At 68.3% G+C, this 16,606-nt stretch carries 23 protein-coding genes; 11 read left to right on the top strand and 12 right to left on the bottom strand.

Going from position 1 to position 16,606, the window contains the following annotated elements:
- Window positions 1-56: 56 nt before the first annotated feature.
- Window positions 57-956: a VOC family protein gene (locus tag JOD27_RS23290; protein WP_204764364.1), complete on the bottom strand. Its 900-nt coding sequence runs from the start codon at window positions 954-956 to the stop codon at window positions 57-59.
- Between the two features lie 38 nt (window positions 957-994).
- Window positions 995-1,756, bottom strand: coding sequence for an SDR family oxidoreductase (locus JOD27_RS23295; RefSeq protein WP_307830286.1), 762 nt, complete (start codon window positions 1,754-1,756; stop codon window positions 995-997).
- A gap of 110 nt (window positions 1,757-1,866) precedes the next feature.
- On the opposite strand from JOD27_RS23295, the gene JOD27_RS23300 reads away from it, so the two are divergent.
- Entirely contained in the window at window positions 1,867-2,487 is a 621-nt protein-coding gene (locus JOD27_RS23300) for a TetR/AcrR family transcriptional regulator (RefSeq protein ID WP_204764365.1), read from the top strand.
- A 202-nt stretch (window positions 2,488-2,689) separates the two neighbouring features.
- Here the strand turns inward: JOD27_RS23300 and JOD27_RS23305 are convergent, their stop codons facing one another.
- Together JOD27_RS23305 and JOD27_RS23310 are read right to left on the bottom strand one after the other, a co-directional pair.
- Window positions 2,690-3,625, bottom strand: coding sequence for an asparaginase (locus JOD27_RS23305; RefSeq protein WP_204764366.1), 936 nt, complete (start codon window positions 3,623-3,625; stop codon window positions 2,690-2,692).
- A 10-nt stretch (window positions 3,626-3,635) separates the two neighbouring features.
- Entirely contained in the window at window positions 3,636-3,968 is a 333-nt protein-coding gene (locus JOD27_RS23310; protein WP_204764367.1) for a winged helix-turn-helix transcriptional regulator, read from the bottom strand.
- Window positions 3,969-4,055: 87 nt separating this feature from the next.
- On the opposite strand from JOD27_RS23310, the gene JOD27_RS23315 reads away from it, so the two are divergent.
- Entirely contained in the window at window positions 4,056-4,682 is a 627-nt protein-coding gene (locus JOD27_RS23315; protein WP_204764368.1) for a DUF8737 domain-containing protein, read from the top strand.
- On the opposite strand, the gene JOD27_RS23320 is transcribed toward JOD27_RS23315, so the two are convergent.
- The 5 genes from JOD27_RS23320 to JOD27_RS23340 are packed head-to-tail and all read right to left on the bottom strand — an operon-like array spanning window position 4,671 to window position 8,578.
- Window positions 4,671-5,234 carry a 1,2-dihydroxy-3-keto-5-methylthiopentene dioxygenase gene (locus tag JOD27_RS23320; protein ID WP_204764369.1) on the bottom strand — a complete coding sequence of 188 codons (564 nt, stop codon included), beginning with the start codon at window positions 5,232-5,234 and terminating at the stop codon, window positions 4,671-4,673. The genes JOD27_RS23315 and JOD27_RS23320 overlap by 12 nt on opposite strands.
- Window positions 5,234-5,827, bottom strand: a complete 594-nt coding sequence (gene mtnB / locus JOD27_RS23325) for a methylthioribulose 1-phosphate dehydratase (protein ID WP_307830287.1) — start codon at window positions 5,825-5,827, stop codon at window positions 5,234-5,236. The genes JOD27_RS23320 and mtnB overlap by 1 nt, the downstream gene beginning before the upstream one ends.
- Complete coding sequence (gene mtnC, locus JOD27_RS23330; protein ID WP_204764371.1) at window positions 5,824-6,480, bottom strand: acireductone synthase; 657 nt, start codon at window positions 6,478-6,480, stop codon at window positions 5,824-5,826. Before mtnC ends, mtnB begins: the two co-directional genes overlap by 4 nt.
- Entirely contained in the window at window positions 6,477-7,478 is a 1,002-nt protein-coding gene (locus tag JOD27_RS23335) for a s-methyl-5-thioribose-1-phosphate isomerase (protein WP_204764372.1), read from the bottom strand. Before JOD27_RS23335 ends, mtnC begins: the two co-directional genes overlap by 4 nt.
- A complete protein-coding gene (locus JOD27_RS23340; RefSeq protein ID WP_204764373.1) occupies window positions 7,478-8,578 on the bottom strand; it encodes an acyl-CoA dehydrogenase family protein in 1,101 nt (366 codons plus the stop codon). The genes JOD27_RS23335 and JOD27_RS23340 overlap by 1 nt, the downstream gene beginning before the upstream one ends.
- A 139-nt stretch (window positions 8,579-8,717) precedes the next feature.
- Here JOD27_RS23340 and JOD27_RS23345 point away from each other — a divergent pair, with 139 nt between their 5' ends.
- The 5 genes from JOD27_RS23345 to JOD27_RS23360 all read left to right on the top strand — a co-directional run bounded on the left by JOD27_RS23345 (window position 8,718) and on the right by JOD27_RS23360 (window position 12,244).
- The gene (locus JOD27_RS23345; RefSeq protein ID WP_189253034.1) at window positions 8,718-8,921 is read left to right on the top strand and encodes a cold-shock protein; all 204 of its coding nucleotides are present in this window, start codon (window positions 8,718-8,720) and stop codon (window positions 8,919-8,921) included.
- A gap of 64 nt (window positions 8,922-8,985) precedes the next feature.
- A complete protein-coding gene (locus JOD27_RS46130; RefSeq protein WP_275591759.1) occupies window positions 8,986-9,120 on the top strand; it encodes a hypothetical protein in 135 nt (44 codons plus the stop codon).
- Between the two features lie 163 nt (window positions 9,121-9,283).
- Window positions 9,284-9,565 (top strand): hypothetical protein, encoded by a 282-nt coding sequence (locus JOD27_RS23350; RefSeq protein ID WP_204764374.1) that lies wholly within the window; start codon window positions 9,284-9,286, stop codon window positions 9,563-9,565.
- Window positions 9,566-9,937: 372 nt separating this feature from the next.
- Entirely contained in the window at window positions 9,938-11,134 is a 1,197-nt protein-coding gene (locus JOD27_RS23355) for a PI-PLC domain-containing protein (RefSeq protein WP_307830288.1), read from the top strand.
- A gap of 30 nt (window positions 11,135-11,164) precedes the next feature.
- Window positions 11,165-12,244, top strand: a complete 1,080-nt coding sequence (locus JOD27_RS23360; protein ID WP_204764376.1) for an aminotransferase-like domain-containing protein — start codon at window positions 11,165-11,167, stop codon at window positions 12,242-12,244.
- Here JOD27_RS23360 and JOD27_RS23365 read toward each other — a convergent pair.
- On the bottom strand, window positions 12,207-13,034 hold the full coding sequence (locus tag JOD27_RS23365; RefSeq protein ID WP_204764377.1) for a glycosyltransferase family 2 protein: 828 nt from the start codon (window positions 13,032-13,034) through the stop codon (window positions 12,207-12,209). The genes JOD27_RS23360 and JOD27_RS23365 overlap by 38 nt on opposite strands.
- A gap of 44 nt (window positions 13,035-13,078) precedes the next feature.
- On the opposite strand from JOD27_RS23365, the gene JOD27_RS45150 reads away from it, so the two are divergent.
- The 4 genes from JOD27_RS45150 (at window position 13,079) to JOD27_RS23390 (ending at window position 14,936) form a co-directional block, all read left to right on the top strand.
- Entirely contained in the window at window positions 13,079-13,648 is a 570-nt protein-coding gene (locus JOD27_RS45150) for an FAD-linked oxidase C-terminal domain-containing protein (protein ID WP_239568285.1), read from the top strand.
- Window positions 13,649-13,756: 108 nt separating this feature from the next.
- Window positions 13,757-14,206: a MarR family winged helix-turn-helix transcriptional regulator gene (locus JOD27_RS23380; protein ID WP_204764378.1), complete on the top strand. Its 450-nt coding sequence runs from the start codon at window positions 13,757-13,759 to the stop codon at window positions 14,204-14,206.
- On the top strand, window positions 14,203-14,598 hold the full coding sequence (locus JOD27_RS23385) for a DUF5313 family protein (protein WP_204764379.1): 396 nt from the start codon (window positions 14,203-14,205) through the stop codon (window positions 14,596-14,598). The genes JOD27_RS23380 and JOD27_RS23385 overlap by 4 nt, the downstream gene beginning before the upstream one ends.
- Before the next feature lie 8 nt (window positions 14,599-14,606).
- On the top strand, window positions 14,607-14,936 hold the full coding sequence (locus JOD27_RS23390; RefSeq protein ID WP_204764380.1) for a hypothetical protein: 330 nt from the start codon (window positions 14,607-14,609) through the stop codon (window positions 14,934-14,936).
- Here JOD27_RS23390 and surE read toward each other — a convergent pair.
- Together surE and JOD27_RS23400 are read right to left on the bottom strand one after the other, a co-directional pair.
- The gene (gene surE, locus JOD27_RS23395; protein ID WP_204764381.1) at window positions 14,899-15,654 is read right to left on the bottom strand and encodes a 5'/3'-nucleotidase SurE; all 756 of its coding nucleotides are present in this window, start codon (window positions 15,652-15,654) and stop codon (window positions 14,899-14,901) included. The genes JOD27_RS23390 and surE overlap by 38 nt on opposite strands.
- Window positions 15,655-15,658: 4 nt before the next feature.
- Window positions 15,659-16,564, bottom strand: a complete 906-nt coding sequence (locus JOD27_RS23400) for a 1-phosphofructokinase family hexose kinase (protein ID WP_204764382.1) — start codon at window positions 16,562-16,564, stop codon at window positions 15,659-15,661.
- Between the last annotated feature and the right edge of the window lie 42 nt (window positions 16,565-16,606).

The following is a 16,606-nucleotide window of genomic DNA, read 5'->3' on the forward strand; positions in this document are numbered from 1 at the left end:
ATCACAGGAAGTGTGGAAGGAAGAAGTGGTGGCAGTGCTGGGAAAGCTGTCTCAGCTCAGCACGGCTGCCACCGGCGCGCGGACGTTGCGCGCTCATAGGGCAGGTTGCCGTCGGGCATGCATATGAGCTCCATCTGCATGCCGAACGGACTGGTGAAGTAGACCCAGCGGTCGCCCGCGATGGGCCCGGTGGTCACCGTCTCCGGTGTGCCCATGACGTGCACGCCGTCCTGGTGCGCCAGGAACTCCGCGGCGCGGTCCACATCGGTGACAGCGAACGCGAGGTGGTGCCCACCGACGTCGTGGTTGCCCGGCGGAACTCCCGGCAGCGTTGCCGGTGCCAGCTCGACGAGCGGGCCGTTGCCGAGACGGTGGACGTTGCCGCGAACGGCCCCCATGCCGATCACGGATGTCAGAAACCTCTGTGCCGCGGGCAGGTCTGCGACGGTGTACCTCATGCCGACGACGTCGACCGGCAACCGCGGGGCGACCGCCCTGTCCTCGACGACCTCGAAGGTCAGCCCGAACTCGGTGCGGCAACGGAGGAGCCGGCGTTCGTCGCCCTCGACGACCAGTCCGGCCAGGCGCATCCGCGCGGCGAAGACCGGCAGGTCCGCGACGGCGAGCAGCAGGCACGACGACCCCGGCGTGCCCGGTTGCCCAGCGGTGCGGCTGGCGCCGGGACAGGTGTACTCGAACACCTCGAAGTTGAGACGTTTCCCCAGACGGATCATGACGATCCGCGCGCTCGCCTCGGCCGGTACGCCGAGCTTGCGAGCCATCCAATCGCCGGTGGCATCGGCGATCGGGCCCTCGCGGTAGCACTCCTGACCGCCGAGCTCGGCGGTCAGGAATGCGACGGCGGCCTCCAGATCGGAGACCGTGCTCGCGAGGTGATCAACGGCGACCGCGCCAGGCAGGGTCGCCTGCGGTAAAGCGCTTTCCGCAGTGTCCATCCCACGCACAGCAATCCCCCCGGGTCAGACTCAGGTTGTCACAGCGCGCTGCCGCCGGTGGCGTCGATGACCTGGCCCGTAACCCAGCCAGACGCATCGCTCGCCAGGAAGCCGACCACCTCGGCGACATCCGACGGCTGACCGACCCGGCCCAGCGCGGACAACCCCGCCGCGTACTGCTGCGCGGCGTCGTCGCCCCTCAGCCACGCCGCGTTCAGGTCGGTGTCGATGATACCTGGGGCCACCGCGTTGACGGTGATTTTCCGCGGGCCGAGATGCTTCGCCAGCGTCAGCGTGAACGCGTCGATCGCGCCCTTGCTCGCGCTGTAGCCGATGATGTCGGTCAGCGCGATGCGCGTGGCACCAGACGAGATGTTGATGATGCGGCCACCGTCGTTCTGCCGCGCCAGCCCCAGCTGCGTGACGAAGAACGGCGAGCGCACGTTGATCACGAGCTGGCGGTCGAACTCGGCCGGATCGGTCTCCTCGATCACACCGCGCACGGTGACGCCCGCGTTGTTGACCAGGATGTCGAACCTGCCGTCCATCCCGCGCTCACGGGACTTCTCGTCGAACGCCGCCCACAGCGCCGCCGGCCCGCCGGTGTCGGCCAGGTCGGCCTGGATCGCGAACGCGTTGCCCCCGGCGTGCTCGATCTTCTTGACGATCTCCTCCGCAGCCGCCGCGTCGCGCCCGTAGTGCACGGCGACAGTCGCACCGTCGGCGGCGAGCTTCAGCGCGATCGCCGCACCGATCCCCCGGCTGCCTCCGGTGACGACAGCGACTTTCCCCTCGGACACCGTGTATCCTCCAATCTGTAGCGATCGCTACAGATAGTCGAGCGAGGTGAGCCCCTGTGTCAAGCCGGTCCGGTGAGATCGGGCTCACAAAAGTTGAGGAGGGTCTGCTCATGGCCAGGTCCGGCCCGAGGACGTTCGACCGCGACGCGGCACTGGAAGCGGCCACACTCGTCTTCTGGGAGCACGGCTACTCGGGCACGTCGATCTCCCAGCTGACAGCGGCAATGAAGATCAACCCACCGAGCCTGTACGCCGCGTTCGGCGACAAGCGCACCCTGTTCACCGAGGTGGTCAACCGCTACAACGCGACCTACGGCAGGTTCATGGCGGACGCGTTCGCCGAGGAGACCACCGCGACGGGACTGGTGCACCGGCTGATCATGGGCGCGGCCGAGCACTACGCGGAGGGCAGCCACCCGCCCGGTTGCCTGGTGATCGCCGCAGCCGCCAACAACTCCCCCGGCAACGCCGAGGTGAGCATCGAACTCGCCGACCGGCGCAACGCGAACCGCGACCTGCTGCAGGCGCGCATCGCCGACGCGATCAGCTCCGGCGAGCTGCCCGCGGACACCGACGCGCGCGGGCTCGCGACCTACGTGGTCGCGGTCATCCAGGGCATGTCACAGCAGGCGCGCGACGGGGTGAACACCGAGACGCTGATGGCGGTCGGCGAGATGGCGCTGCGGACGTGGCCGGTGCCGCCCATGGCGACGACTGCTCGCCGCGGCTAGTAGAGCGTCGCGGCTTGGTTGTGCTCCGTCGAGTCTGGCAGGGGGGCTGGGCGGTCTGGTGCTCGTCACCGAAAGCGCGGATGGTCGCGCTCTCACGCACGTCGCTGCCGAGTTGGCGGTAGAGAAATGCTGACGCAAACGTTTGCTGATCACCCCGACTGCTGCCAACCGTGCAGTTGGGAAGCGCGGCTGCCTGCCGAAATCAGAAAACGCTTCCGCGATCCGCGAAAACATCCTCGACAGGGCGCGCCGCGCCGAGGGCGAGCCGCAGCAGCACGCGCGCCTTGCGGGGACAGAGCCAGCCCGCCATGACGGCACCGCGCTTGATCAGGTCCGACTCGGATCCGGTGAAGCCGTAGGTGTTGCGGAACGTCGTGCCCGCGCCGGTTCGCGTCGCCACCACGACCGGGAACCGGGCGCGCGAGATCGCTTCGGCCATGCCCTCCGAGACGTGTCCGGCGCCCGTTGCCGCGACGACGACTCCGCCCACGTTGAGCCAGTCGAGGAGCGCGCCGTCGTCGTCGAGCGTGGCCTCGATGAGCGGAACCGTTGGCACGTCGCGGGGCCGCGGCAGCGCCGGCTGCCGGTGCGCGGGGTGGAAGTACTGCGGGCTGCCCTCGACCTGGAGACCGAACGGGCCGGGGAACGACTCGAACGCGCTCGGGAGGCTGCTGTGGGCCTTGCGCACCCAGCGGGCGGCGTGGATCTCGTCGTTGATCACCAGCAGGGCGCCGCGGCCGCGCGAGTTGTGCGCGCCCGCGACGGCGACCGCGGCGGCGAGGTTGGCCGGGCCGTCCGCGCCGGGCAGTCCGGGATGCCGCATCGCTCCGGTGACGACGATCGGTTCCTCGTGCGGCCACAGGCAGTCGAAGAAGTACGCGGTCTCTTCGAGGGTGTCGGTGCCCTGGATGATCACGACGCCTGCAGCGCCCTGGGCGACCTGCTTATCGGCCCAGTCGAAGGCGTCCAGCAACGTCGTGAAGGTGAGCGAGGCGCCGGGAATCGTGGCCAGGGTGGCGATCTCGCCGACTTCGAGGCCCTGCACCAGGTCTTGCGCGCCGAGCGTCGGCGACACCGCTCCGGAGCCGGTCATCGTGATCGTGCCGCCGAGCGATGCCACCGCCACCTGTGAGCTCATGCGGCTCACTCTAGGGCCCGAGACGCCGCGTTCCCGGAATGTAGGTGACGCCCCAGGTGGCGATCGCGTCCAGCACCGGGCCGAGCGCACGGCCACGATCGGTGAGTGTGTACTCGTAGCGCAGCGGACGATCGGTGTAGGCCTGCTTGTCGAGGATCCCTGCGTCTTCGAGCTTGCGCAGCCGGTCGGCGAGCGTGTTGGTCGGGATGCCCTCCGCGGACGCGGCAAGATCGCCGTAGCGCAACGTGCCCCTGAACATCAGGTCGCGCACGATCAGCAACGACCAGCGGTCTCCGAGCACGTTCAGGGTTGCCGCAATCGCGCAGTCCGAACGCGGTGCCATCCCCACCTCCCTTGTCACTTGCATTCTACAAGTAACCCTGGCTACAGTCACTTGCAAATCTAAAGTGACTACTTCTCAGGGGTTGACATGGCTGTTCAGTTGATCTCGCCGATGCCGACATCCCGTAGTGCACCTGTCTGGGGCATCGCCGCCTGGCTCGCGGCGGCGTCGGTCGCGGGGGCGGCCGGGCTGTTCGCCCCGGACGGGACGCCGCCGATCGCGCTGGGCATCGCCGCGGGTGGACCGCCCCTGCTGGCCGTGGGACTCGGCATCTGGTCGCCGCGGTTCCGCGCCCGGGTGCGTTCGCTCGACCTGCGGTTGCTGACCCAGTTGCAGATGTGGCGGATCGCCGGCTTCGTCTTCATCGTGCTGGCCGGTCAACGCCTGTTGCCCGCCGGGTTCGCGTTGCCCGCCGGAATCGGCGACGTGTTCATCGGCATGACCGCGCCGGTCGTGGCCGCCGCGCTGCTGCAGCACCGGCGGGCGTACCTGGCCTGGACCGCGCTGGGCATCGCGGATCTGCTCATCGCGGTCACCCTGGGCACCCTGCATTCACACACGCCGATCGGCGTACTCGCCACGAGCATCGACACCGACATGCTGGGGCAACTGCCGATGAGCCTGATCCCGACCTTCGGCGTGCCGCTCTGCCTGGTGCTGCACGTGCTGGCGGTGATCAACCTGGGCGGTCGCCCCGACACCTCACATGCCTGAACGAAGTTCGTCGAACGTCGGGAACCTCGTGGCGATGTCGCTGCCGGTGAAGTTGCCGATCCAGCCGTCGTCGTCGTGGAAGAAGCGGATCGACACGTAGTCCGGCGTCGTGCCCATGTCGAACCAGTGCGTCGTGTTCGCCGGCACGCTCAGCAGGTCGCCCGCCTCGCAGAACACCGCGTACACCTTGTCGCCGATGTGCAGGTAGAAAACCCCTGCGCCACGGGCGAAGTAGCGGTCCTCGTCGTCGTCGTGCGTGTGCTCGGCGAGGAACTTGTTGCGGAACTCGACGGCCTTCGCGCGGTATTCGTCGGTGTCCGCAGGAGTCATCTCCATCGCGTCGACGTAGGTGTAGCCCTCCGTCTCGCTGACGCGGGCGACGTCCTTCTCGTACACCCGCAAGGCGTTCTCGGCGGTCACACCGTCCACAACGGACCACCGGTGGAAGCGCACGCCGTGCTCCTTGAGCGCGGTGGCGATCTCCTCGGGGTCGGTGGTGCGGACGAGGGTCTCCTCCGGGCCGGAGTCCGGCCACACCGTCAGCAGCGTCATTAGTGCCTCCCCGTAAAGATGTCTCGCGTCTCCACCTTGAAGCGCAGCAACCACTCCAGGCATTCCAGGCGGTGCCGGGCCTGCATCAGGTCGTCGCCCCACACGTACACGCCGTGCCGCGCCACGAGCAACGCCGGGACCTTCGGGTCGAAGCCCTTCTCGAAGGCGTCGCCCAGTTCGACCATGTCCTGCGAGTTCGGCACGACCGGGATCACGACCTCTTCGTGGTCGTAGCGGCCGAAACCCTTGAGCATTTCGAGGTCTTTCAGAACCACGCCGTCCGGCCAGTGTTCCGCGGCGACGACCGGTGCCAGCGCGTGGACGTGCACGACCGCGCCCGCTCCTGCGACACGAGCGATCCTCGCGTGCAGGCCGGCTTCGGCGGACGGGATCTTGTCGGAGTCGACGGCGAGGCCCTCGGAGTCGATCACCACGCTGTCCGCCGCGGTGATCTCGCCCTTGTCGACGCCGCTGACCGTGACCGCGAGGCGCAGCGGATCCCGTTGCAGCACCACGGAAAGGTTGCCCGACGTGCCGCGCATCCAGCCCATCCGCGCGTACCGGACGCACTCGCGGGCGAGCTCTGCGGTCACGACAGTTCCCACACGGTCGGGTGCGGCGTGAAGTCGGCGTTGCCGTACGGCTCACCGGCGCGCGCGACGCCGACCGTCTTCCAGCCCGCCTCCTGCGCGGCGTGCAGCTCGGCCGGGACGTCGCTGTAGAACGTGATGTCGTCGCTCTGCAGCACTGCGGCGATCTTGCGGTACGACTCCGCCTCACGCTTCGGGCCCGCGTTGACCGTGTCGAAGTGGTGCTCCAGCAACGGGGTCAGGTCGCCGTCGGTGGTGTGCTTGAAGAACGCGATCTGACCCGCGACCGAGCCGGACGAGAAAATCGCGAGCTTCACGCCGTCGTCGTGCCATTTGCGCAGCGCGGGGACGACGTCAGGGAAGAACTCCGCGACGAGGTCGCCCTGCGCGTAGCCCTGCTGCCAGATGAGCCCCTGCAACGTCTTGAGCGGCGTGACCTTCTGGTCCGCGTCCATCCAGTCGTGCAGCGCCTTGACGACGTCGTCGTGCCCGGCGAGTTCCTTGATCTGCTTGACGGCGTCGGCGACCACGGGGTCGTCACCGTGCTGCTCGATCCAGGGCCCGAGCCTCGGCCGGGCGTAGTCGTACAGGACGACCAGCACCTGGTCCGTCGCGCTCAGCGTGCCCTCGATGTCGAGCACGACCCACTTGCTCACCGCTGTTCTCCCTCGTAGTACTTGTCCAGCTCCCCGGCGCCGAACACCCCTCTGTCCGTCACGACGTCCGTGACGAACTGCGGCGGCGTCACGTCGAACGCCGGGTACAGCCCCTTCACCCGTGGCGTGGCGCTCGGTCTGCCTCGGACGTGCAACACCTCGGTGCCGTCGCGGTGCTCGATCGGCACGTCCTGTGCCGTCGGCGCCTGCCGGTCCGGTGCCTGCACCAGGGCATGAAACGGTACGCCGAACGCGTGCGCGGCCACCGCCAGCCCCAGTGTGCCGACCTTGTTGACGACGTGCCCGTCCATGGTGACCCGATCGGCCGCCGTGACCAATGCGTCGACCTCACCGGATTGCAGCACGGCCGCGCCCATGCCGTCCGTGATGAGCGTCGTGTCGACGCCCATCTCGATCAACGTCTCGGCGGTGAGCCGGGCTCCCTGCAGGTAGGGCCTGGTCTCGGTGCAGAAGAACCGGAGCCGCTTGCCCTGCTGCTGGGCCGCTCTCACCGTTTCGGTCAGGTAGAGGTCGGCCCAGCAGTGGGTGAGCACGGTGGCCTCGTCCGGCAGCAGGTTCGCCGTGTGCTCGCCGAGCGCCTGGCTCTTCGCCCGGTAGGCCGCGTCGCCGGCGCGCGCGCCCTGCAGGGCGTTGCGGACGTCCCGGGCCTCGTCGACGGCGTCGAGGACGATCTTGGTGGCCTTGCGCAGGGCGTTGTTGGTGCGCCTGGTGTTCTCGAGCAGCAGCGCGGTCCGGGCGAGCTCCTCGCGGGCCTGGGCGAAGGGCTTGTCCTCCAGGGTCCTGGCCTTGAGCACCATGCCGTAGAGGACCGCGAAGTACGGGCCGGAGGACTGGGTGACCATGTCCTCGATGGCTCGCGCGACGTCCTCGACGGTTCGGCAGAGCACCCAGTTGCGTTCGAAGGGGAACTCGCGGCGGTCGAGGATCAGCACGCCGTCGCCGGTGAGCTTGACCGAGTCGGCGAGCACCGGCCGCATCAGCTGTACCCGGTGTGGGCGGGGCGGGCACCGGTGAGGAAGTGCTCGCCGACCTCGCGGGCCTTGTAGATCACCGGGTCGTGCAGCGTGAGCGTGCGGGCGTTGCGCCAGAAGCGGTCCACGCCGTACTTGGCGGCCGTTCCGCGCGCGCCGACCTGCTCGAAGATCCGGCTGGTGACCTCGTTGACGAGCTTGGTGCTGACGACCTTGGCCTCGGAGATCGTGACGGCGACCTCGCCGCGCTTCGCAGGCGTCAGGTGGCGGCCGAGCTCGGAGGCCTCGTGGAGCTGCCTCGCGGCCTCGTCCGCGAGCAGGCCCGCCGCCCTCGTCTGGGACACCATCTCGCCGTACGCGGCGACGATGTACGGGTCGTCGGTGGCCTGGTCGACCCCGCTGACGAACCACGGGCGGGTCTTCGTGCGGGTGTAGTCGGCGGCTTCGGCCAGAGCGCCTTCCGAGATGGCCACGTAGAGCTGGGCGAGGACGAGCTGGAAGCCGATCGCGGCGAGACTGATCCGCGGGTCCTCGTTCGCGGGCTGCACGCCGAGGATCTCCGTGACTTCGACGTTCTCGAAGCTGACACCACCGGACGCGGTGAGCCGCTGGCCGATGTTGTCCCAGTCGTCCAGGTAGGTGATTCCGGGAGCCTTGCCGTCGAGCAGGAACGTGAGCTTCTCGCCGTTGTCCGTGCGGGTGGCGCTGACGACGATCCGGTCGGCCACGGAGGCCCCGGTCGCGAACGTCTTGCGGCCGTTGAGGAGGAAGCCGGTGTCGGTGGGCGTCAGTTCGAGGGCGGCGTCGAGCGGGTTGCTGACGCCCGCCCAGAACTGGTCCTTCTCCCTGCCGAAGGAGACGTCGAACAGGCCGCTGCGCCAGATCTGCAGGTAGTGGTACCCGAGGAGGTGTCCGACGTTCGCGTCGGCGGCGCCGATGATCCGGCCGATCTTCTGCTGGAGGGTCCAGTCCTCGACGTTCAGCAGCCCGCTCTGGCGGAGCAGTTCGACCTCTTTGGCGGGTGGCTGGTTGGCCCGATCCCTGTCCGCCGCGTCGGACCTGAGCGTCGCCGCAACGTCGTGCGCGACGTCCAGCCAGTTCGTCATCCCTGCTCCTCTCGGTGGTACCCGGTTCAACTTACTTCTTCACACCACCGGGCTAACCACGATGTGAGAGAGACAATCCGCTGGCAGACTGCCCGCGCACCCCGCTCGGCGGGGGGATCAACTCTAGGGAGCAATTGGTATGGCGCAGGGCACTGTCAAGTGGTTCAACGGCGAGAAGGGCTTCGGATTCATCGCGCAGGACGGCGGTGGTCCGGACGTCTTCGTGCACTACTCGCAGATCGAGGGCACCGGCTTCAAGTCGCTGGAGGAGAAGCAGCGCGTGGAGTTCGAGATCGGCCAGGGCCAGAAGGGACCACAGGCGCAGGCCGTCCGCGCCATCTGATTCAGCTCTTCCAGGCCCGCTCGGCGTGCTGCCGGGCGGGCTTCTTCCGTCCCGGACGGATTTGGTGGCGATCGCCGTGATGAGCGAGGTGGCGATGCCTGCCGCCTGGGTGGCGTTGACGGTGCTCACGACCCGGAAGAGCCAGGTGCTCGGCTTGCCCCCGAGGGCGAGGACGCCGATGGCGTTGCCCGTGATGTAGAGGCGGGTCTGTTCGGGCGAGTTCGAACATCCGGTGCGGGGTCTGGTCGTCGATGATCACGAGCCGCGATCCGAGAAGCCCTGAAACAGGTCCTGAGCTGGGCTTCCGAAATTGTCAGACCTGTCTGTCATCGTGAGGTCACCGAGAGTTCCATTGGAGGCCGATGATGATCCAGAACAAGCAGTCGCTGCGCAGCTCGCTCGACAAGGCGGCGCTAGTGCTCGCCAGGGAGACCAGCCGCCATCCGGGCTCGGTGAACCGGGAGCTGAACGGCCTGATGGGCGTCGATCGCCGGGCCGACGCGTCCACGGACCAGCTGCGCGAGGCCCTGAAGTACGCGGGCGACCGGCTGCGTGCCCTGGCGAGACGCCCAGGCGATCCGCGCCTGGAGCTTGCGGGCCTGGAGGAGGCCGACTTCGCGGCGGGCGACGATCCGCCCTTCTGACCACCGCCGGCGAGAGTGCACGCCGAGCGGAAGCGGAGCGGTTTGGGTCCCAGCCAGTGGCGGTTCATGCCCCCAGTCGGCGAAACCGGCGCTGTCTTCGCATGAGAAAGGCGTCGCGGCCCGTCGGCCACGACGCCCGTACCTCTCGCCGCGGGTCGACGAGCGAACGATGGCAACCGAGGGAGTCGAACCCTGCGCGGCTTGTGAAGGCGGCGCCCAGAACCGGCCCTAACCCTTCGGCTGGGCGACGGCTGCCGTGGAGTTGTACTACTGGTGAAGAGGACCTGACATTGCGTGGGATACCCACAGTGTTAAACGTCCAAACGCTTGAGGGCGTTTCATGTCTCACTCGTGTGGGTGACTCTGGTCGCCGTGCGATACCTCCCTGCCATCGCAGCACTGCTGCTGCTTCCCCTGGTGCCGACCACCGCGCACGCGGCTCCGTCGGGCACGTACTACATCACCGGTGTCCGGACCGGCCTCAACGTCGCCCAGAGCGGCACCGGACTGGCCCTGCACCGCCCGAAGGGCAACGAGGACCACCAGCAATGGCGACTGAGCGACGGGAGGTTCGAGAACACCGACTCGCCGGGTCAGTGCATCACCCGTCAGCTCACCATGGGTTCGTGTTCACAAGGGGATACGGTTCACGAGCCGAGGCAGTTCGGTGATCAATGGGAATTCTTCGGCCTGAACGGTGAGACCCGCTGGTACCTGACACCCGTCACCAGCCGGACCGAGCCGATGCCGACAGATCCGCGGCTCGACCAGATGACGTTCCTGACCGCCCACAACGCGTACGCGAACGGGGTGGACGGCGGGTTCGCGCCGCCGTTCGTCAACCTCGCGAAGAACCAGACGCGCGGCATCGTGCAGCAACTCGGCGACGGCGTGCGGGGGTTCATGCTGGACATCCACCAGACGCCCGACGGCGCGATCCTGTGTCACAACAGCTGCACGCTCGTGAGCAAGCCGGTGGCGCTCAACGTCGACCTCCAGCGAATTGTGGATTTTCTTCGGAACAATCGGAGCGAGATCGTCACGGTGTTCCTGGAGGACTACGTGTCGGCCGACGTGCTGCGCGGCGAACTCCGCCGGGTGCAGGGGCTGAACGATGTCCTCTACCGCGCGGAAGGAGTGCGCGAGAACGGGTGGCCGACGCGCAGTCGGCTCCTGAGCTCGAACAAGCGGCTGGTCATCTTCACCGACCACGGCGAGGACGGCCGGGAGGACTCCGGCGTGCTGTACCAGAAGGACTGGACGGTCGAGAACTACTGGTCGATGGGGTCCGGCCTGGGCTCCTCGGACTGGTCCTGTTACAGCCGATGGGATGAAAAACCGCTCACGGCCACGGGCACGTTCCAGCCATTGTTCGTCATGAACCACTTCCGCGACGTTCCGATCAGCGGCACGGCGACGACGGACAACAGCAAGCTCGCGAACCGGGCCCGGCAGTTCTGCCAGCCCGCCGCCCGCAAGAAGCCGAACTACCTGTCGGTTGATCTCTATCACCTGGGCAACGCCTCTCAGGCGGTGCAGCAGCTCAACTCGTACGTATATCGGCCGTAGCCCAAAATGTGGGAGTTGTACGCTCCGCGCATGGCCTCGATTCTGTTCACGCGCGGAGCACCCTCTCTCGACATCATCGACCAGGAGGGCCTGCGCGAAGCAGCGCAGAAAGCCTTCACCGACGACCCAGGCGGCACGTTCGCGTACGGCACGAGCGTGGGCTACGTGCCGCTGCGGCAGTGGCTCGCGGACCAGCACGGCGTGGAGCCGGAGCAGGTGCTCGTCACCAATGGCTCGATGCAGGCCGACGCGTTCCTCTTCGAGCTGCTCGTGCGGCCGGGCGACGACGTGGTGGTCGAGGCGCCGACCTACGACCGGACGCTGCTGAACCTGCGTCAGCGCGGTGCCAAGATCCACGCCATCGAGCTGGAGACCGACGGCATCAACGTCGACGCGCTGGAGCAGCTGCTGGAGAGCGGTGTGCGGCCGTCGCTCGCGCACATCATCCCGAACTTCCACAACCCGGCCGGCTACACGCTGTCCGAGGCCAAGCGCGCGCGGCTGCTCGACCTCGCGGACAAGTACGACTTCGTGCTGTTCGAGGACGACCCGTACATCAAGGTCCGCTTCGAGGGTGAGCCCCTGCCGACCATGCTGTCGCAGGACAAGAACGAGAAGGTCGTCTACGCCTCGTCGTTCTCGAAGACCATGGCGCCCGGCATCCGCTGCGGTTACCTGGTGGGTCCGAAGGCCGTCATCAAGAAGATCCAGGACATCGCCACCACCACGTACATCTCGCCGAACATGGTGGCGCAGTCGATCGTGAACTCGTACTGCCGCTCCGGCCGCATCGACGAGTCGATCGTCAACGTCCGCACCGCGTTGCGCGCCCGCCGTGACGCCCTCGTCACGGCGCTCAAGCGCGAACTGCCGGAGGCGATCTTCACCGCGCCGCAGGGCGGCTACTTCATGTGGGTCGAGCTGCCGGGCGTGTCCGTCGAGAAGCTCTTCGGAGTGGCCAAGGAGCACGGTGTCGAGTTCGTGAAGGGCTCGGACTTCCTGCTGGAGGGCGGCGACAACGCCATGCGCCTCGCGTTCTCCGGTGTCACTCCGGAGCAGATCGACGAGGGCATCACGCGTCTCGCCGCGGCGGTCCGCTCGCTTTCCTGATCTGCCGTTCCAGGTGCTTCGGCAGCGCGTGTCGCTGCCGGAGCGCCTGGCGCAGCCGGGGCACCGCGGCCCGGAACGCCCGCGGGTCCTTCAGCGACGCCGCCACCGCGCGGTGCACGGGCCGTCTCATCCACGAGGCCAGCACCGCGTTGCGCCGCTCGACGAGATCACCGCCGGGCTCCCGGTCGACCGCCGGATGGTGGTGCGCCACCACGTCCTCGACGTAGCAGAGCGCCCACCCCGCCGCCGCGAGGTCCCACGACAGCAGCGTTTCCTCGCCGCGGAAGAACAACACCGGGCTGAAGCCGCCCACCTCCAGGAACGCGTGCCGCCGCACGATCGCCGAGCAGGCCATGAACCCGAGCACCGCCGGTCCCGCGACACCGTCGCCCAGCGGGCTGTGCCGCAGCAGCGGTGTGATCGGATCCGGTGTCTCCGCAGGTCCGACGAGGGTGCGCGCGGCGATCACGCCCAGGTCCGGGTGCGCGTCGAAGATCGGCTCGGCTCGTTCGAACGCGTCGGGTGCCCACCACGAGTCGTCGTCGGCGAACGCCACGAACGGGGTCCGCGCCGCGCGCACGCCGAGATTGCGCCCGACCGCACCGAGGTTCACCGCTGACTCCAGCACCTCGACGTGCGGAAACCGTTGCCGCACGAGGGCGACGCTGTCGTCGGTGGACGCGTTGTCCACCAGGATCACCGGCACCGCGAGCTCGCTGAGGTGCGCGAGCGTGCGCATCAGGCTGACGGAGCGGTTCCGCGAGGCGATGACGACGGTTGTGCGAGCCATGTCAGTCGTCTACCCGGTAGCTCGCGGGTGACACGCTGGGAATCATGACGACCTCGGACCTGCCCGGCCTGCTCACCGACCCGGCCACCCTCGCGAACCTGAGCCACGACGAGGCCGAGTGGGCGCCGGCGGGCACTCCTGCCGCCGCGTTCCGCCCACAGTCCACAGAGGACGTTCAACGCGCTGTCCACGCCTGTGCGGAGCGAGGAATCCCGATCGTGCCGCGGGGGTGCGGGCACCGGTCTGTCCGGCGGCGCCAACGTTCACTGACGCGGGCGCCGCCTGGACCGAGCGCTCCACCGACTCGGCCGAGGCAGAGGCCCTTCGCCACCCGTCGCCTCACCTACCCCGAGGACGTCTGCGTGCCGCGGTCGCTCGTGCCGGCGATGCTCGCCCGCGTCGAGGAGATCGGCGTGAAGCACGGTGTGCGGATCGCCATCATCGCCCACGCGGGCGACGGCCACCCGCACCCGTTGCTGATCACCCCGCTCGGCGACGACAACGCCCGCGTCGCCGCGCAGGCGGCGTTCGCCGACATCATCGATCAGGCCCTTGACCTGGGCGGAACCGTCACCGGCGAGCACGGCGTGGGCTGCTCGAACGCGACGGCATGATCCGCGAACTCGGCCCCGACGTGTGCGCCACGTGCAGCAGGCCGTGGAGCACACGCCCGACCCGCTGAACCTCTTCAACCTAGGCAAGGCGTGATACCGTGTACACTAATGATTAGTACACCAAGTATCCCGGACAACCCGCTCGAACTGGAGCGTCAGGTCTGCTTCGCCCTCGCCGTGGCGTCCCGCACGGTGATCGCGGTGTACCGCCCGATCCTGGAGCCGTTGAACCTCACCCATCCCCAGTACCTGGTGATGCTCGCGCTCTGGGAGCGGTCGCCGCGCACGGTCAAAGACCTCAGCAACGTGCTGCAGCTCGACCCCGGCACCCTCAGCCCGCTCCTCAAGCGGCTGGAGTCGATCGGCTACATCGAGCGCCAACGGGACAAGAACGACGAACGCGCGCTGGCCCTGACCCTGACCGAGCAGGGCAGGGAACTGCGCAAGGAAGCGCTGAAAATCCCCTTCAAGGTCGTGGAGCAGCTGGACATGACGTTCGAGGAGCTCGCGCAGCTGAACGAGGTGCTGCACAAAGTGATCGCCAAGGCGACGAAGTGAACCCCGCGCTGAAGGTCTGGTACTACGCGGGCGGGCGGGTCCCGCGGAAACACCGCGAGTTCGTCTACCGCGACGTGACCGGTCCGAAGTGGTTGGTGCGCTTCACGATCCGCAGCCTCGTGCAGGTCACGCCGTTGACGACGGCCATCACGCTGGCGCTGGTGTTCGGGCTCGGATCGCCGTGGCCGCTGGCCATCGCGTGCGGAGCGCTCGGTTTCGTTGTAGGACTGTACTTCGCGTTGTCCTACGCGCCGGAAAGCGTGGATTACCGGCTCACCAGGTACGGGTACCCGCGAGGATCGGCGACCTCAGGGCGCCGGGAGCGAAACGCCGCGCGGGACCGCGAACGACAAGCGCAGTACGACGCGGTCTGGCGGCGATCCGAAGGGTAGGACGGACCATGGCCTTGCTGAGCGACGAACTGCAGTTCACGAGGCCGCAGATCCTCACGTTGTCGGCCGGGTTGTTGCAGCTCGCGTTCGGATGGTTCGACGTGTTCGGACTGGACCCCGACTACCACGTGATCCAGCTCGGGGTCGGGGTGCTCGGCGTCGTGATGGCGTGGCGGCACGATCTCGCCCGCATGTACGGGCTGCTCCTGCTGATTTCGTTCGGAATGCTCGCTTTCTCGCTCGACGACGTGACGACCGAGAGCTTTCTCGAGGTGCGCACGGCGTTGATCGGGCTGGTGATCACACTGGCCAGGCCGGGGAAGGCCGCTCCAAAGTGACGTCCTCGGCGATCGCGGTCAGCGGCGTCAGCGTCGCGTAGCCGGCCGCCAGCAACGCCGTGTCGGTGCCCGGCACGAGCGATTCTTCGGAGTAGACGGTGACGAGCTCGATCTCGTTCTCGTCCACCTCGTCCACGCGGCTCTGCACGGAACCGAACCGCGCCAGCCGCGCCCAGCGAATTCCTTGCACGTCAACGATGTTCGGCACGTTCAACGACAGCACCGTCGCGGTGGGCATGTCCAGCAGCATCGGCAGCACGGCGCGCACGACCTCGCCTGACTTGTCCCACAACGGTTCGGGCCCGTCCAACCCGACGTCGAGCGACACCGCCATCGACGAGACGTCGTTCAGGTGGCCGGTCAGCGCCGCGCCGACCGTGCCGGAGTGCAGGATCGCGCGGCCCACGTTCGCACCCAGGTTCACACCGGACAGCACCACATCCGGTTTGCCGCCGAAGCCGCCGCGGCACGCGATCAGCGAGATCAGGGCCGGGTGCGCGGCGACCGCGTAGGCCTCCGCGTCGAGGCCGGGAAGCGCGCGGCGCTCGCTCACCACGCGGCCGGTCTCACTGACCGACGCGACCGACGCGCTCGTGCCGCTGGACTGGGTCCCCGGGGCCGCGACGATGACGTCGAGGCCGCACGCCACAGCGGCTTCGGCCAAGGTCACGAGGCCGGGAGAGTCGATTCCGTCGTCGTTGGTGATCAGCGCACGCATCCGCTCATTCCTCGATCGGTTCCAGTTCCACGCGGTCGCTCAGCTCGCGCACCGCTTCTCCCCCGCCGCTGCCGAGGCCGTGCCGGGTCACGTTCACCGCTCCCGCTGCCGCGCCGAGCTTCACCGCGTCCTCCAGCGGCATACCCAGCGCGAGCCCCGCCGAAATCCCCGCGGTCATGGAGTCGCCGGCGCCACGGGTGTCGACGGGCTCCAGCCGAGGCATCCGCACCAGGTAGAACTGGTCTTCGAGCAGCGCCAACGCCGGTTCGTCCGCCCTGGACACCACCACGGCGTGCACGCCGGAAGAGGCGATTTTCCGGCACGCCCGCACCAGGTCGGGCAGCTCCTCGGCACCCAGTTCCTCGTGGCTCACCTTCACGACGTGCGGACCGCCCCTGATGGCCTCGGCCAGCCGCTCACCGGACAGGTCGACGATCACGCGGCAGTCGTTCCCGGCGAGGTCGGAGGTGAGCCGGAAGTACGTCTCGGGGGGCAGGACGCGGTCGTCGGACGGGCCGCTCAGCACGGCCGTACCAGCACGGATGCCTTCCACCAAGGTCGACTCGTACAGGTCGTCGAGCTCATGCCGAGGCAACGGGTCCGGCGGCATCTCGACCATCTCGGAACGGTGGCCGTCCCGGCGATCGTGCACGTAGGAGCCGTTGCGCGCGGTGACCTCGTGCCAACGCAGAGCGACGTTCTCGTCCTCCAGCAACGCGCGCAGCACCCGGCCGGTCTCGCCGCCGAACGCCGCGCACACCACGACCTCGACGCCCAGCGCGGCGATCATCCTGGACTGCCAGAAGCCCTGGCCACCGGCGTGCAGGTGCACGTCGGGATCACCGTCGAGGTCCTCGACGGTGATCGTCAGCTGCGGGGATGGAGCAAAAACGGCAACTCGGGCATCCACTGCATCCGGTTACCCGGTGCGAGCGAGCGGTACTCGCCCGCA

Source organism: Lentzea nigeriaca (assembly GCF_016907955.1).
Taxonomy (GTDB): Bacteria; Actinomycetota; Actinomycetes; order Mycobacteriales; family Pseudonocardiaceae; genus Lentzea; species Lentzea nigeriaca.

Bases quoted from the DNA above. Each gene is read 5' to 3' on its own strand.
- JOD27_RS23315 (WP_204764368.1), top strand. From the start codon at position 4,056: ATGGCTGTTCAGTTGATCTCGCCGATGCCGACATCCCGTAGTGCACCT.
- JOD27_RS23290 (WP_204764364.1), bottom strand. From the start codon at position 956: ATGGACACTGCGGAAAGCGCTTTACCGCAGGCGACCCTGCCTGGCGCG.
- JOD27_RS23390 (WP_204764380.1), top strand. From the start codon at position 14,607: ATGGCCTTGCTGAGCGACGAACTGCAGTTCACGAGGCCGCAGATCCTC.
- surE (WP_204764381.1), bottom strand. From the start codon at position 15,654: ATGCGTGCGCTGATCACCAACGACGACGGAATCGACTCTCCCGGCCTC.
- JOD27_RS23360 (WP_204764376.1), top strand. From the start codon at position 11,165: ATGGCCTCGATTCTGTTCACGCGCGGAGCACCCTCTCTCGACATCATC.
- JOD27_RS23345 (WP_189253034.1), top strand. From the start codon at position 8,718: ATGGCGCAGGGCACTGTCAAGTGGTTCAACGGCGAGAAGGGCTTCGGA.
- JOD27_RS23300 (WP_204764365.1), top strand. From the start codon at position 1,867: ATGGCCAGGTCCGGCCCGAGGACGTTCGACCGCGACGCGGCACTGGAA.
- JOD27_RS45150 (WP_239568285.1), top strand. From the start codon at position 13,079: ATGACGACCTCGGACCTGCCCGGCCTGCTCACCGACCCGGCCACCCTC.
- JOD27_RS23320 (WP_204764369.1), bottom strand. From the start codon at position 5,234: ATGACGCTGCTGACGGTGTGGCCGGACTCCGGCCCGGAGGAGACCCTC.
- JOD27_RS23305 (WP_204764366.1), bottom strand. From the start codon at position 3,625: ATGAGCTCACAGGTGGCGGTGGCATCGCTCGGCGGCACGATCACGATG.
- JOD27_RS23380 (WP_204764378.1), top strand. From the start codon at position 13,757: ATGATTAGTACACCAAGTATCCCGGACAACCCGCTCGAACTGGAGCGT.
- JOD27_RS23310 (WP_204764367.1), bottom strand. From the start codon at position 3,968: ATGGCACCGCGTTCGGACTGCGCGATTGCGGCAACCCTGAACGTGCTC.
- JOD27_RS23350 (WP_204764374.1), top strand. From the start codon at position 9,284: ATGATGATCCAGAACAAGCAGTCGCTGCGCAGCTCGCTCGACAAGGCG.
- JOD27_RS23365 (WP_204764377.1), bottom strand. From the start codon at position 13,034: ATGGCTCGCACAACCGTCGTCATCGCCTCGCGGAACCGCTCCGTCAGC.
- JOD27_RS23340 (WP_204764373.1), bottom strand. From the start codon at position 8,578: ATGACGAACTGGCTGGACGTCGCGCACGACGTTGCGGCGACGCTCAGG.
- JOD27_RS23335 (WP_204764372.1), bottom strand. From the start codon at position 7,478: ATGCGGCCGGTGCTCGCCGACTCGGTCAAGCTCACCGGCGACGGCGTG.